Here is a 12,852-nt window from a genome sequence, read left to right on the forward strand (position 1 = left end):
AGCGCATGAACCAACCCAGGCGGCACATTCCATCCAACATTCCCTCGCGTTGCGAGCTTCCCTTCTGGCGTGGAAGCATCGAGGAGGAGGACCCGGTTCATTGCATCTACTGCGGTGCCGGGATGGATGACTACTACGACCTTGACCTGTGGGATGTCGCCTTCGAGGATTTCGCGGCCTTCCACGAAGTAATGATTCGGGATCCCTACTTCAATGGCCCTCCCTTCGGACATCCTCATGTGGTATTGGGAGGGGACATCGTGGAGAGGAAGGTGTGCCTGCATATCTGCCCTGCTTGCGGCTGGTGGATCGCCGAGGATCGAGCGGTTCTGCCAGCGATGCATTGGCAGCACTGGGCCGTGACGCTGGCTTCGGCACCAGTCCTAGAAGAACTTGCACTCAACGACATCGGCGCGCCTCTTCAGCAGGTGCGACGCTACCTGATGCAGAAGTTCGAGGCGCGTGCGTCGATGCACCCACGGCTGTTCGAGTTGACTGTGGCCAGCGTTTTCGGTGATCTCGGGTACCTAGCGCATGCGACCGGCTATTCGAACGACGGCGGGGTCGACGTGATCCTGGAGGATGGTTCGGGCGCGAGGATTGGCGTTCAAGTCAAGCGGCGGAGGGAGGCAGTGGAAGTGGAGCAAGTCAGGGCATTTCTGGGGGCCCTCGTGCTGGGGGGCTATACCCGCGGCGTGTATGTGTCCGCATCGCGCTTTAGCCGCGGCGCGCACAAGGCGGCGCGCCGCAGTACACAAGCGGTTATGCCCATCGAGCTCGTCGATGCGGGCCGCTTCTTTGACATGCTCGGCTATGCCCAGTTAAGGCACCGACCGAGACCGGAGGACTGCAATATCACCCGGGCAAAGCCACTGACGTTCCACGGACACGACTGCTGTCACCTCAATGCCCTGTAGTCAAGCGTCGTTGAGCTACTGATATAGGTTGTTGGTTGACGCGATCTCTAGAACGGCAAGTCGCCGTCGAACCCAACCTTCGACTTCGGGGGCATCGTTGGCTTGGCCCTGGCCTCGAGCGATTTGATGAACCGCACCGAGTTGGCCACATGGTTACATAGCCGCCGCCCATTCGAACAGCCGTTCAAGCTTGCGCCGTTCAATGGACGAAAGATCAGCCGTGGCGCGTCCATCGCAGGTCGATGCTGTCCAGGGTGTCTGGTAGTCCAGGCGTCATGCTGCATTCGCCTTCTCTTGAATGGTCTGGCAGTGTTGGAGAAGGGTGTCGAACGACTCGACCTCATCGAGGAACAAGCCATCGTCGATCATGTGCTGATAGTCAGCGGCCAACTTGGCCAGGGCGCCGTCGTCGGGAACGAGGCGAAGACCGCCCGCGACTGCGGCGTAGTAGTCGATCAGTCCACCATCCAGGTTCTTCTCCGAGAAGAAGACGCTCTTGTGATCGGCCACCGCGTTCGCCAGCGCCGTGTCCGCAATCGCCGAGTCAACGAAGCCGCCGGCATCCAGCCGCGTCACGTCGTGCCAATGGCGAGCGAACCTATCCCCGCCTCGAAACGCACCTTGCGCGCAGAAAACGTGAATCGCGGTAGCTTTTTCCCAGAAGGTCCGCTCGGCACGCATCACCTGTGGCGTCGCTTCCGGAAACTCGACGCCCCACAGGTGTGCGGCTGCATCGCAGCGAACGGAGCGCAGTTCGCAAGGCTCGCCGGTGGATCGCGCGCCAAATTCGAGCATGACCGTCGACGGGACATAACCCGTTCCCGAGGCCAGGGGCCTGTAGTCGATGAATACCTTGTCGTCTTCGGCCCGGACCGTGGCGGGCAGGCCATGCTGTCCAAGGTCTTGCTGGAGCAGCGGAACGACATTGGTGGCCACCCAGTCAGCCAAACGGGCGCGGATCTCCTTGCTCCACTTCTTTTCCTGGCTCTTGCTGGCCGGGAGCGGCACACCCGCATCGCCGATCAGATCAGCGGCGATGGCGCGGATGTCGTAGGTGAGATCTACGTCCTCCGAGAACCGCTGGATGACGCCATAGGCCTTTGACAGGGAGGTGCCACCCTTGAAGACAAGATGGGGCGCATAGGGTGCGGCAAAAAGATGCCGCAGGGACCACACCACCCAAACGTCCTTTTCCAGCAGGTGGGGCGGGCGCCCAGACGCGTCGGCGGCCTGGGCAAGGGCCTCCAGGCGTTCGTCGGCAGAGAGGTCGAAGAACTCAGCCATGCGGTACCAGCGCGCTCACCTCCTGCGCCATCCACGTCGGCAGGCGCGCCCGTGCCGACGCCACTTCCTTCATCTCGGCCGGCGGCAGTTTGGCGCGCAGCGCCCGCAGCGCGGCGCCGGCCTTTTCGGGCCCCAACCACGCCAGCGCCCGCACTACATCGCCGGCAGCGCGGCCAGGAAAGATCAGCTGCCACACCGGCGCGTGCCGCAACTCCACGGTCTGAGCGCCCAGCTTCAAGCGGCGGCTGGGGCCGGACGTCAGATAGACGGACCGCATCGGCACCTGAGTCGTGAGCCCGAGCGCGTTGGCGGCGGACGCACCATGCGACACGATGGTTTCCCCGCGCTGGCTGGCCAGCCCCTCGACCATCTTCGCGGTCGAGGGCGCACGGGAACCGAAGCGGCTCTCGACCGGCAGGACATAAATGCCGCGGCCCGCGCGAAGCAGGGCGCCGCGCTGCACAAGCCGAGACAGAACCTGGTCCACGGCGGCCCGATTCCCTAGGTGCAGCAGTTCCTTTGCGACCAAGGGCGTGCCTTCCGGCAGGCCGGCGGCGAGCTCTAGAACTTGTTTGGCGAGGGTCTGCATGGCGATAACTTTAGCGTTGGTAGAAGTATGACGTAGTTTCTGACAGTTTTCAACGTCCTTGGTTATCGCAGCGATTGGCGGGGTCGACAGAACAGCTTCAGCGCCTCGGTAAAGTACGATGTTTCGACCCCACAAAGCCAGCATCCATCCGGGTTTCCGGCCTTCGGAAATCATTGAGTGGGAGTGACCGCGGCAAGACCCGCGTGGAGTGCGACATGAGACACCCGACACAGCTTTCACTGGACGGTATCGGCGCCGCCCCGCTGCCGACCGATCGGCTGTTCTTCGCGATCCTTCCGGACGCCGATGCCGCTGTGCACGCCGGGCTGCTCGCGCAGCAAATCACCGCTGCACACGGCTTGAGCGGCACGCCGCTCGCAACGGAGCGGCTTCACGTCACGCTGCATCACCTGGGCGACTACGCAGGCCTGCCGCAGGACATCGTGGCGGCGGCTGGCCCGGCCCTGTCGGCGCTCCGCTTCCCGCCCTTTGAGGTGGTGCTGGATCGCGTCATGACCTTCGGCAAGGTCGGGCGACGGCCGGTGGTTCTGGGCGGGCATGGCAGCGGCGTGGCGGGGCTGGTGGCGTTTCAGCAGGCATTGCTGGCCGCCATCGGTGGGCGCGCGAGCGGCAACTTCGTGCCGCACCTGAGCCTGCTGTACGACGAACAGGCGGTGCCCGAACACGACGTGGCGCCGATCACCTGGATTGCGCGCGAATTCGTGCTGGTTCACAGTGCGATCAATCAGCGCAAGCACGGGCACGAGACCCTGGCGCGCTGGCCCTTGCGCCGCTGAGCGTGGTCACCCGCCCAGGCGCTCTACCGCGCGCGCCAGTGCCAGCACCGACAGCGGCGCCGACCCTTCCGCCTTGTTGTTGATCGTGATGTAGGCGTTGTGGCCCGCACCCGTGGTGCCGGCGATCACGCGGGCCAGTGCCTCGCGTGTCTCCGGGTCCGGGTCGACCAGCTTGTCGAAAGGTTCGTAGAGCGCCTTGGCCTGCTCGTAGCCATAGCCTCCGTGCAGGCGGTTCAGGTTCCAGCGGCAGACCAGCGGCCCCGGCCACAGTGCGCGCAACAGCGGCAGTTGCGCGGCGATCGGCGGCAGCTTGGGATGCAGGCCGAGGCAGTAGGTGGCGCCGGCCTCGCGCAGCACTTCCACGAAAGCGGGCGTCAGGAATTCCGGGTTGCGCACTTCGACCGCGATCACGCCGTCGGGCGCGGAGGGCCGCAGCGCGGGCAGGGCGGCCAGCATCGCGCGCAGGCGTTGCAGGATCTCCGGCATCCGCGCCAGCATCGATCCCGGCAACGGGCTCAATTGGAACACCAGCGCACCGACCTTGTCGCCAAGGCCGTCCAGCGCGGGCTGCACGAACTGTTGCGCTGCGAGCGCGGGGTCGAGAAAGGCCGGGTTCGGCTGCTCGCCCCGCCCGTCCTCCGCCCGCACCATCGCATCGGCCACCAGGCTCGGCGCCTTCACGACAAAGCGGAAGTCGTCCGGCACCTGCGCTGCATAGGCGGCGAACTGGCTGGCCGAGAGCGGCCGGTAGAACGTGCGATCCAGGCTCACGCTGCGCAGCAACGGATGCCGTGCATAGGCGGCCAGTCCGTGCTTCGACAACACCGGCTGTCCGTACTCGCCGTCCCAGACCAGGCCGGCCCATCCCGGGAAATACCAGGACGAAGTGCCGAGTCGCAACTGCGGCGGCAATGCGGTGGCCAATGTCTGCTGTGCCGGATCGATCGGCGCCGGCAACACCTTCGGCGCGCCGGCACGCTTGCGCACAGTGCCCGCGGTCGCAACGGGCGCGGGCGGCATGTCCGGGTCGTCGAAGAGGGCGTCTTGCATGAGGGGGCTGCGTGACACCGATTCTGGATCAAGCCAAATAGGGCCGCAGCGCCCGTCGGTCGGGGCGCGAGGCGACAATTGCGGGACCATGTACCTGCCACCCCAATTCAACATGAAGGATCGCGCCACAGCCGTCGAGCTGATGCGCGATCACGCTTTCGCCAGTCTCATTTCGAACGACGACGAAGGCGTGCCCAGCGTGACGCACCTGCCTCTCGTGCTCGAAGAACGCGGGGAGGGCGGCGACGGCGAGCTGGTGCTCTGGGGCCACTGCGCCAAACCCAATCCGCACTGGCGCTACCTGCAGGCACGGCCCCGGGCCGTTGTCACGTTCCTCGGCCCACACGCCTACCTGTCGCCGTCGGTGTACCCGGATCTGGCCCGCGTTCCGACCTGGAACTACCTGGCGGTGCATTGCACGGTCGAGGCCAGGCTGGTCGAGGCACCGGCCGAAAAAGACGCGCTGCTCAAGCGCCTGATCGGCCAGCACGAACCGGCGTATGCACAGCAGTGGCGCGATCTGGGCGAGGACTTTCAACAGAAGATGCTGGCCGGCATCGTCGGTTTCGAGCTGCGCGTGACGGCACTCCAGTGCAAGGTCAAGCTCAACCAGCACCGCAAGGAGGCGCATGCCGCGATGCACGCCACCTACAGCCAGGGCACGCCCGACGAGCGGGCGCTGGCCGTCTGGATGCAGCGGCTCGGCATGGCCATCGAAAAAGGAACCGAGCATGCGTAGCCTGGGGTTGATCGGGTTGGTGCTGGCATTGTTGATCGTCGGCGTGCTGGTCAAGAAGCAGATGAACAGCGTGGTGCCTGCGGCGGCGCCGCAGTCCGGCGCACCGGCGCCCACCGCGCGTGCGCAAAGCCAGCAGATCCAGCAGCAGGTGCGGGAGCAGGTCGATGCCGCGATGCAGGCCCGCCCCCTGCCGGACGACGCCAAGTAGCCGACCCCTCCATGACAGATGCCGACTGGATGCAGCGCGCACTCGGCGAAGCGCGCTTGGCGGCCGACGCGGGCGAGGTGCCGGTCGGCGCCGTGCTCGTGAAGGACGGCGTCCAGATCGCGAGCGGCCGCAACACGCCGGTGGCGCAGCACGACCCGAGTGCCCACGCCGAAATCAATGCGCTGCGCGCCGCGGCGTCCGCGCTCGGCAACTACCGGCTCGACGGCTGCACGCTGTATGTGACGCTCGAACCGTGCGCCATGTGCGCCGGCGCAATGCTGCACGCGCGGCTTGCGCGCGTGGTGTTCGGCGCGGCCGATCCGAAGACCGGCGCTGCAGGCTCGGTGCTCGACCTGTTTGCCCAGCCGCAACTGAACCATCGAACGGTGGTGCAGGGCGGGGTGCTGGCGCACGAATGCGCGGCGCTGCTGCAGCAGTTCTTTCGTGCACGCCGCGACCAGGCACGCGAGCAGGCGCAGCCATTGCGTGACGATGCCCTGCGCACGCCCGACGACCGTTTTGCCGCGCTGGCCGACTGGCCCTGGACGCCGCACTACCTGAGCGAGCTGCCGAGCCTGAATGGCTGGCGCCTGCACTTCGTCGACGAGGGGCCGGCGGATGCGCCGCTGGCCGTGGTCGCGCTGCATGGGCCCGGCCAGTGGGGTTACCTGTACAGGCACCTGATCGACAGGCTCGTGGCGCTCGACGGGCCACGCGTGCTGGTTCCCGACCTGATCGGCTTCGGGCGCAGCGACAAGCCCAAGCGCGAAGCGGTGCATCGGCCCGAATGGCATGCCGGCGTGTTGCGCGAGTGGATCGAACAACTGGCATTGCCGCGGGTGCTGCTGGTGCATGGCGCCGGAGACGACGTGCTGGCTGCGTTGCTCGCCGCGTCCCTGCCGCAGCGGATCGTTGGCCGCCTCGGTGCCGGGAGCCAGCCTGACGCGGCCAGCGAAGCGGCCTGGCGCCTGCCATTCGTCGATGCCGGCTACCAGGCCGGTCTGCGTGCATGGAAGGCGCCCCGGGGCCAGGTGTTCGATCTCGCGCCCGCGCAGGCGTCCGAGGTGGCCCAGGCCGCAATGGGATACTTCGCGCCGTGACCAAACACATCTACATTTTTTCGCCGTCGAGCGCAGTGCGCGACAAGGCTGCATTCAAGCGCGGCGTGGCTCGACTCAAGGCCTTGGGCCATGACGTGGAGATCGACGAAGCCGCGCTCGCCACCCACCAACGCTTTGCCGGCGATGACGCCACGCGGCTTGCCGCCATCGCCCGCGCCGCAGCCAGCGGTGCCGACGTTGCGCTGATCTCGCGGGGCGGCTATGGCCTGACGCGCATCCTTGATGCACTGCCGTACAAGGCCGTGGCCAAGGCGATTGCACATGGCACCGAGTTCGTCGGCCTGAGCGACTTCACCGCGTTCCAGCAAGCATTGCTGGCCAAGACCGGTGCCGTCAGCTGGTCGGGTCCGGCTGTCGGCGAAGACTTCGGTGCCGAGGCCGGTCCCGACGACATCATGGAAGCCTGCTTCGACGACCTCTTGTCCGGGCAGGGCGAGGGCACCGGCTGGCGCCTGCCCGCGCGCGACGCCGAAGCCGCGAGCGGCATGCGCAGCATCCATGGCGCGCAGCTGTGGGGCGGCAATCTCTGCGTGCTGACCAGCCTGCTCGGCACACCCTACTTTCCGGTGATCGACAAGGGCGTGCTGTTTCTCGAAGACGTGGGCGAGCATCCCTACCGGATCGAACGCATGCTCGAGCAACTGCGGCATGCGGGCGTGCTGGCGCGTCAGAAAGCGATCCTGATGGGCCAGTTCACCGGCTACCGCAAGGTGCCGAACGACCGCGGCTTCAGTCTGCAGGGGGTGGTGGAGCGCCTGCGCGGCCAGATCAAGGTGCCGGTGCTGACCGGCCTGCCGTTCGGCCATGTGCCGACCAAGGTGCTGCTACCTGTCGGCGCAAAAGTGGAAATCGCGGCCGAGGGCCGCGATGTGTTCATGGTGTGGGGACATCGGCACGCTCATCACCATTGAGCGGTGCCAGAGGCGTCTGGCGTCAGACGCCGAAGCGATGGTGGGTGCGTGGCCCCATTGTTTCGGGCAGGCGCCCCTTGAACATGACGTTGATGGGGCGAAGCTGCCGACGCGCCGCTGCCTCGCCGTCGAGTTCGACCAGCGCGGACATCACGTCCTGGCGCAGGTACCACAGCGCTTCGAGGTCATCGGCGAAGCGCACCCGCTGGGCCACGCGCTGAACGCCATGGCCGCCATGCACCTGGAGCAGGGAGAGCATGGCATTGCGGATGCGACTTGTGTGGCGTGGCTCCGAACCCCGCGATCCGAGGCCCGGAATAGACAGAAGTCGAAAGAAACCACTGAGTGAAATCATGGCGCAAAGGCGAAGTGCCGGAGCAGTTGATGGCGCTACGTTACGGGTAACGCACCCTCGGCACAAGCGGGGGCACATTTTTTAATGTTTAAAAACAACATACTTCACGAAAGTCCTTATGCGTCTTCTGAGGAATGGATACCTAAGTTCTACCTTGTTCGTGAGAATGCGAAACTGGTGAAACCAATATGGCAAAGCCCGCGTACCCTGTACTTCACATGCACAGAGTCTTTTTGAACTGGTCAACAGCGGTTGTCAGTAGGAGCACATCGACAGCGATGAGGCCGGCTTTGCCATAATTTCAGTGCGATCGATACCAAGTTCATAAAAATGGCCGCCCCACCCACCGTTGTGTTTGCTGATTTGACCGGGAGCACTCGCGTGTTCGAGGCCATGGGCAATGCGCGTGCGACGGAAACGGTTACCCGGCTGGTCCAGTGGATCGGTGGGGTTTGCGAATCGCACCATGGGCGCGTCGTCAAGACACTCGGCGATGGCGTGTTTGCGATATTTCCAGACGGAGCATCCGCTGTCGGCGCTGTGCTTGAACTGCAGCGCAACCACCAGAAGCGGCTGATGGTCTGGCCGGCGCCGCTGCGCATGGATCTCCAGATCGGGGTGGCCAGCGGCGAGGTGCTCGAGGTCGACGGCGACTCCTATGGCGACGCGGTCAACCTGGCATCCCGACTGAGCGATCTGGCCGGCCCGGGCCAGATCTGGGCGACCGAATCGGTGATCGACCAGCTCGGTGAAATCGGCGTGCGGCATCGCAACCTGGGACCGATCAATATCCGCGGCAAGAGTGAAACGCCGATCGTGCACCGCATCGACTGGCAGGACGAAGTGTCGGAGTTCCTCACTATGCCAGCGTCGCTGGCACACCAGCCACGGCCGTCCGACTCGTCGTTCGGCCAGATCGAGCTGTCGTGGCTCGATGTGCGCTCGCTGTTTCGGGCGGATGAACTGCCGATCCACCTGGGGCGCGTGGACGAAGCCCAGTTCGTGGTCAACGACCCGCGCGTGTCGCGCCTGCATGCACGCATCGAGGCGCGGCAGGGCAGTTGTGTGCTGGTGGATGTCAGCACCTACGGTACCTGGGTTCGCTTCCACGGCACCGCCGGGGCCAGTGGCGAAATCGCGCTGCGGCGCGACGAGTGCGTGCTGCACGGCAGCGGAGAAATCGGTCTGGGCGCACCGTTGAGCGACTTCAGTGCGCCGACCATCTCGTTCAATACCACCGGCAACAACGTGCTGCTGGGGCGCAAGAACGCCCGCTAGGGGCGTTGCCGCTTACTCGACCTTCGCGCTGGCGCGCAGGCTTTCCTGGTACTTTTGCAGCTTCTGCTGCTGCAGCTGCTGCGTGACCTGCGGCTTGACTTCCTCGAGCTTCGGCAGCGTGGCCTGACGGATGTCATCGACGCGGATGATGTGATAGCCGAATTGCGACTTGACCGGTGCCGGCGTGGTTTCGCCCTTCTTGAGCTTGATCATGGCTTCCGAGAACTCGGGCACGAAGCTCGCCGGGTTGGCCCAGTCGAGGTCGCCGCCGTTGGCACCCGAGCCCGGATCCTTGCTCTGCTTCTTGGCGAGGTCTTCGAACTTGGCGCCCTTCTTCAGGTCGGCCAGGATCTTGATCGCCTGGTCTTCCTTCTCGACCAGGATGTGGCGCGCCTTGTATTCCTTGCCGCCGTTGGCCGCCACGAACTTGTCGTACTCGGCCTGCACGTCGGCATCGGTCACCGGGCTGGTTTTGCGGTAGTTGTCGAACAGCGTGCGGATCAGGATCGCCTGGCGTGCGAGTTCGAGCTGCGCCTTGAACTCGTCGCTCTTGTCGATGCCCTGTTTTTGGGCTTCTTGCATGAACACTTCGCGCGTGACGACTTCCTCGCGCAGCTGCGTCTGCATTTCAGGCGTTACCGGGCGGCCGGCAGCGGCGAGCTGCTGGGCCAGCATGTCCATGCGGGCCTTGGGCACGGCCTTGCCGTTGACGATGGCGGCGTTCTGCGCGAAGGCAGCCACGGGAATGGCGCCGATGAGCGCCGCGGCCGCGATGGCCTGCAGGAGTTGTTTTTTCATGGATGAACGGGGGAGTAAAGAGGGGCGCGACGGCCGCAAGACGTGACGCTCAGAGCGTCTCGATGGCAATGGCGTGAAGGCCCTGTGCGATAAAAATGTGCAACGCATCATACACAAGGCGATGCTGCGCAACACGCGGTTTGCCGGCGAACAACGGGCTGGCGATGCGCACCCGGAAGTGCGTGCCGTAACCCTCGTCGCCGGCGCCGGCATGGCCGGCGTGCGCGGCGCTCTCGTCGATGACTTCGAGCACCGTCGGTTTCAGCGCCTCGCGCAGCGCGGCTTCGAGGTCGGCCGTTCGCGGCAGTGGCGTGGTGGTCATGCTCATGCGGCGGGCGTGTCGTCGGACTTCAGATGGGGCGAAATGTAGAGCCCCTGCGCGATCAGGAAGGCGATCGGGAAGGCATAGCCCCAGAGCTTGAAGTTGACCCAGGCGTCGGTGCTGAAGTACATCGCCACATAACCGTTGACCGTGGCCATGAACACGCAATAGCCGATCCAGGCGACGTTCAGGTGCGTCCAGATGCGGTCGGGCAACTGCAACTGCTTGCCGAGCATCACCTGCAGGAAATTCTTGCGAAAGCCCCAGTACGCGACGGCCAGCGCCAGCGCCATCGCGCCATACAGCGCGGTCGGCTTCCATTTGATGAAGCGGTCGTCGTGCAGTGCGAGGGTGAGCGAGCCGAACAGCAGGATCAGCACCAGCGTGGCCTTCTGCATCGGCTCCAGCCGGCGCGTGGTGAACCAGATGATCGCCATCTGCAGCACGGTGCCGGCCATCAGCACACCGGTCGCGACGTAGATGTCGTACAGCTTGAAGGCGCCGAAAAACAGCAGGATCGGAAAGAAGTCGAGCAGCAGTTTCATTCGTTTGTCTTGGTGCTGGGTGTGAAATCGAGCGAGGCCGAGTTCATGCAGTAGCGCAGGCCGGTTTCGGTCGGGCCGTCGGGGAACACGTGGCCCAGGTGCGCGCCGCAGTTGGCGCAGACGTTTTCGGTGCGCGTCATGCCGTGCGAACGGTCGACGATGTTCCTGATCGCGCCCGGCACCGCTTCTTCCGAAAAGCTGGGCCAGCCGCAGCCGGCGTCGAACTTGGTGCCCGATTCGAACAGCTTGGCGCCGCAGCAGACGCAGTGGTAGGTGCCGTCGGCCCAGTGGGCTTCGTACTTGCCGGTGAAGGGGCGCTCGGTGGCGGCATGGCGGGTCACTTCGAAGGCGCCGCGCTCAGCGCCTTTTTCGGCGAGCAGGGCTTTCCATTCGGCGTCGGTTTTCTGGACGGGGGAGGTCATGATGAACAGCTGATTTCGATGGAGGATGCCCAGTCGGGCGGGAAGCCGGCGTAGGCATCTTGCCCGGCGTGTTCCTCAAATGGGGTTTCGAGGAGTTTCAGCAAGGTTGCGACGCCCGCGAAGTCCTTGCGGTGCGCCGATTCGATTGCCTGCTGGCCCAAGTGGTTCCGCAGCACGAATTTAGGGTTGGTTGCCAGCATCAAATCGGCCGCCAACGCCTGCGGGACAGTCGCATGCCGCTCTGAAAATAATAGCAGCCATGCATCGAAGCCGGCCGTGTCGGCGAACAGGTCGCGCACGGTTTGCGCATCCGCGCCGGCCCTGTGTTGCGACAGGCGGCGCCAGAAGATCGTCCAGTCGGTCTGCTCCTTTGCCAGCAGCGACAGCGCACCCTCGATGAGCCCGCGGTCGCCATCGCGCGTGTCGGCAAGGCCCAGCTTGGCCCCCATGCACCGCTCGAACTCGCGCGGAAACACGGTCTTGTACGACTCTAGCGCGGCGATCGCCACCTCTTGCTCACCGATCAGCGGGAGCAGGGCCTGGCCGAGGCAATAGAGGTTCCAGTAGGCCACGTTGGGTTGCTGGTTGTAGGCATAACGGCCGCCGTTGTCGCTGTGGTTGCAGATGTGGCGCGGGTTGAAGCCGTCGAGAAACTGGAACGGGCCGTAGTCGATCGTGAGCCCCAGGATGCTCATGTTGTCGGTGTTCATCACGCCGTGGCAAAAGCCGACCGCCTGCCACTGCGCCATCAGCGCCGCGGTGCGCTCGCTCACGGTTTCCAGCAGCGCCGCGTACGCATTGCCGCCGAAGCGTTCGGTGGCCCGGCACTCCGGGTAGTGGCGATCGATCACGAAGTCGGCCAACGCACGCAGTTCGTCGTAGCGCTCATTGGCCGAGAAGTGTTCGAAATGGCCGAAGCGGATGAAGCTGGGCGAGGTGCGCGTCACCACCGCGGCGGTTTCGAGTTCTTCGCGGCGCACACGCGCGTCGGAGCCGGTCACGCACAGCGCACGCGTGGTCGGGATGCCGAGCGCGTGCATCGCCTCGCTGCAAAGGAATTCGCGCACGCTCGAGCGCAGCACCGCACGGCCATCGCCCATGCGCGAGTAGGGTGTTCGTCCGGCGCCCTTGAGCTGCACTTCGAAGCCGCTTTCCGTTTCACCGAGCAGGATCGCGCGCCCGTCGCCGAGCTGGCCGGCCCAGACACCGAACTGGTGGCCGCTGTAGACGGTGGCGAAAGGATTGGTGTCAGCGATTGGCAGGCTGCCGGTCAGCGCCGACAGCGTGGTGTCGGATCGCCGCCAGTCGGCCGGCAATCCAAGCTCGCGGGCGGCTGATTCGCTGTGGCCCACCCAGTAGGGATCGGGCAGTGGCGTCGGTCGCAGGTGGGTGAGAAAGGCGGTGCCGAGGGTCTGGAAACCAGGTTTCCAGCGCAACCCCAGGTCCGCGACGTCCGTGTCTTCAGCAAGCAGGCTCATGCCCGGATTGTCCGGCAGAGCGCGAAACCCCTTGCCGA

Annotated in this window: 16 protein-coding genes; 7 read left to right on the forward strand and 9 right to left on the reverse strand. The window is 65.2% G+C overall.

The features are described from left to right. Positions 1-122 precede the first annotated feature (122 nt). Entirely contained in the window at positions 123-917 is a 795-nt protein-coding gene (locus QTI05_RS18755) for a restriction endonuclease (RefSeq protein WP_286657837.1), read from the forward strand. Positions 918-1,190: 273 nt separating this feature from the next. On the opposite strand, the gene QTI05_RS18760 is transcribed toward QTI05_RS18755, so the two are convergent. Further along, positions 1,191-2,201 (reverse strand): nucleotidyl transferase AbiEii/AbiGii toxin family protein, encoded by a 1,011-nt coding sequence (locus QTI05_RS18760; RefSeq protein WP_286620201.1) that lies wholly within the window; start codon positions 2,199-2,201, stop codon positions 1,191-1,193. Continuing rightward, the gene (locus QTI05_RS18765; protein ID WP_286620202.1) at positions 2,194-2,790 is read right to left on the reverse strand and encodes a DUF6088 family protein; all 597 of its coding nucleotides are present in this window, start codon (positions 2,788-2,790) and stop codon (positions 2,194-2,196) included. Before QTI05_RS18765 ends, QTI05_RS18760 begins: the two co-directional genes overlap by 8 nt. 215 nt (positions 2,791-3,005) lie before the next feature. Between QTI05_RS18765 and QTI05_RS18770 the strand changes: the two genes are divergently transcribed. After that, positions 3,006-3,587: a 2'-5' RNA ligase family protein gene (locus QTI05_RS18770; protein ID WP_286620203.1), complete on the forward strand. Its 582-nt coding sequence runs from the start codon at positions 3,006-3,008 to the stop codon at positions 3,585-3,587. Positions 3,588-3,593: 6 nt separating this feature from the next. Here QTI05_RS18770 and QTI05_RS18775 read toward each other — a convergent pair whose 3' ends face one another. Next, complete coding sequence (locus tag QTI05_RS18775) at positions 3,594-4,637, reverse strand: DUF72 domain-containing protein (RefSeq protein ID WP_286620205.1); 1,044 nt, start codon at positions 4,635-4,637, stop codon at positions 3,594-3,596. A gap of 88 nt (positions 4,638-4,725) precedes the next feature. On the opposite strand from QTI05_RS18775, the gene QTI05_RS18780 reads away from it, so the two are divergent. From QTI05_RS18780 to QTI05_RS18795, 4 genes are read left to right on the forward strand one after another with little or no spacing between them, the layout of a single operon-like run. Continuing rightward, on the forward strand, positions 4,726-5,376 hold the full coding sequence (locus QTI05_RS18780) for an FMN-binding negative transcriptional regulator (protein WP_286544017.1): 651 nt from the start codon (positions 4,726-4,728) through the stop codon (positions 5,374-5,376). Beyond that, positions 5,369-5,584: a hypothetical protein gene (locus tag QTI05_RS18785; protein ID WP_286544018.1), complete on the forward strand. Its 216-nt coding sequence runs from the start codon at positions 5,369-5,371 to the stop codon at positions 5,582-5,584. Before QTI05_RS18780 ends, QTI05_RS18785 begins: the two co-directional genes overlap by 8 nt. An 11-nt stretch (positions 5,585-5,595) precedes the next feature. Beyond that, positions 5,596-6,684 carry a tRNA adenosine(34) deaminase TadA gene (gene tadA / locus QTI05_RS18790; RefSeq protein ID WP_286620207.1) on the forward strand — a complete coding sequence of 363 codons (1,089 nt, stop codon included), beginning with the start codon at positions 5,596-5,598 and terminating at the stop codon, positions 6,682-6,684. Beyond that, complete coding sequence (locus QTI05_RS18795) at positions 6,681-7,616, forward strand: LD-carboxypeptidase (protein WP_286544022.1); 936 nt, start codon at positions 6,681-6,683, stop codon at positions 7,614-7,616. Before tadA ends, QTI05_RS18795 begins: the two co-directional genes overlap by 4 nt. Positions 7,617-7,638: 22 nt before the next feature. Here the strand turns inward: QTI05_RS18795 and QTI05_RS18800 are convergent, their stop codons facing one another. Beyond that, the gene (locus tag QTI05_RS18800; RefSeq protein ID WP_286544025.1) at positions 7,639-7,875 is read right to left on the reverse strand and encodes a hypothetical protein; all 237 of its coding nucleotides are present in this window, start codon (positions 7,873-7,875) and stop codon (positions 7,639-7,641) included. A gap of 426 nt (positions 7,876-8,301) precedes the next feature. Here QTI05_RS18800 and QTI05_RS18805 point away from each other — a divergent pair, with 426 nt between their 5' ends. Next, a complete protein-coding gene (locus QTI05_RS18805; RefSeq protein ID WP_286544027.1) occupies positions 8,302-9,249 on the forward strand; it encodes an adenylate/guanylate cyclase domain-containing protein in 948 nt (315 codons plus the stop codon). 12 nt (positions 9,250-9,261) lie between these two features. Here QTI05_RS18805 and QTI05_RS18810 read toward each other — a convergent pair whose 3' ends face one another. Genes QTI05_RS18810 through QTI05_RS18830 form a run of 5 tightly spaced genes read right to left on the reverse strand, consistent with a single transcriptional unit; the run spans position 9,262 to position 12,814 of the window. Continuing rightward, positions 9,262-10,047 (reverse strand): foldase protein PrsA, encoded by a 786-nt coding sequence (locus QTI05_RS18810; protein WP_286620209.1) that lies wholly within the window; start codon positions 10,045-10,047, stop codon positions 9,262-9,264. Positions 10,048-10,096: 49 nt separating this feature from the next. Continuing rightward, positions 10,097-10,375 carry a BolA family protein gene (locus QTI05_RS18815; protein ID WP_286544031.1) on the reverse strand — a complete coding sequence of 93 codons (279 nt, stop codon included), beginning with the start codon at positions 10,373-10,375 and terminating at the stop codon, positions 10,097-10,099. Further along, the gene (locus QTI05_RS18820; RefSeq protein WP_286544032.1) at positions 10,372-10,914 is read right to left on the reverse strand and encodes a septation protein A; all 543 of its coding nucleotides are present in this window, start codon (positions 10,912-10,914) and stop codon (positions 10,372-10,374) included. Before QTI05_RS18820 ends, QTI05_RS18815 begins: the two co-directional genes overlap by 4 nt. Beyond that, a complete protein-coding gene (gene msrB, locus QTI05_RS18825; RefSeq protein WP_286544034.1) occupies positions 10,911-11,336 on the reverse strand; it encodes a peptide-methionine (R)-S-oxide reductase MsrB in 426 nt (141 codons plus the stop codon). The genes QTI05_RS18820 and msrB overlap by 4 nt, the downstream gene beginning before the upstream one ends. Then, complete coding sequence (locus QTI05_RS18830; RefSeq protein WP_286620210.1) at positions 11,333-12,814, reverse strand: protein adenylyltransferase SelO; 1,482 nt, start codon at positions 12,812-12,814, stop codon at positions 11,333-11,335. The genes msrB and QTI05_RS18830 overlap by 4 nt, the downstream gene beginning before the upstream one ends. Positions 12,815-12,852 lie beyond the last annotated feature (38 nt).

This window comes from Variovorax fucosicus, from assembly GCF_030316825.1.
In the GTDB taxonomy this organism is placed as follows: Bacteria; Pseudomonadota; Gammaproteobacteria; order Burkholderiales; family Burkholderiaceae_C; genus Variovorax; species Variovorax fucosicus.

Coding starts and splice junctions, on each gene's coding strand:
- QTI05_RS18755 (WP_286657837.1), top strand. CDS start 123: ATGGATGACTACTACGACCTTGACCTGTGGGATGTCGCCTTCGAGGAT.
- QTI05_RS18760 (WP_286620201.1), bottom strand. CDS start 2,201: ATGGCTGAGTTCTTCGACCTCTCTGCCGACGAACGCCTGGAGGCCCTT.
- QTI05_RS18765 (WP_286620202.1), bottom strand. CDS start 2,790: ATGCAGACCCTCGCCAAACAAGTTCTAGAGCTCGCCGCCGGCCTGCCG.
- QTI05_RS18770 (WP_286620203.1), top strand. CDS start 3,006: ATGAGACACCCGACACAGCTTTCACTGGACGGTATCGGCGCCGCCCCG.
- QTI05_RS18775 (WP_286620205.1), bottom strand. CDS start 4,637: ATGCAAGACGCCCTCTTCGACGACCCGGACATGCCGCCCGCGCCCGTT.
- QTI05_RS18780 (WP_286544017.1), top strand. CDS start 4,726: ATGTACCTGCCACCCCAATTCAACATGAAGGATCGCGCCACAGCCGTC.
- QTI05_RS18785 (WP_286544018.1), top strand. CDS start 5,369: ATGCGTAGCCTGGGGTTGATCGGGTTGGTGCTGGCATTGTTGATCGTC.
- tadA (WP_286620207.1), top strand. CDS start 5,596: ATGACAGATGCCGACTGGATGCAGCGCGCACTCGGCGAAGCGCGCTTG.
- QTI05_RS18800 (WP_286544025.1), bottom strand. CDS start 7,875: ATGCTCTCCCTGCTCCAGGTGCATGGCGGCCATGGCGTTCAGCGCGTG.
- QTI05_RS18805 (WP_286544027.1), top strand. CDS start 8,302: ATGGCCGCCCCACCCACCGTTGTGTTTGCTGATTTGACCGGGAGCACT.
- QTI05_RS18810 (WP_286620209.1), bottom strand. CDS start 10,047: ATGAAAAAACAACTCCTGCAGGCCATCGCGGCCGCGGCGCTCATCGGC.
- QTI05_RS18815 (WP_286544031.1), bottom strand. CDS start 10,375: ATGAGCATGACCACCACGCCACTGCCGCGAACGGCCGACCTCGAAGCC.
- QTI05_RS18820 (WP_286544032.1), bottom strand. CDS start 10,914: ATGAAACTGCTGCTCGACTTCTTTCCGATCCTGCTGTTTTTCGGCGCC.
- msrB (WP_286544034.1), bottom strand. CDS start 11,336: ATGACCTCCCCCGTCCAGAAAACCGACGCCGAATGGAAAGCCCTGCTC.
- QTI05_RS18830 (WP_286620210.1), bottom strand. CDS start 12,814: ATGAGCCTGCTTGCTGAAGACACGGACGTCGCGGACCTGGGGTTGCGC.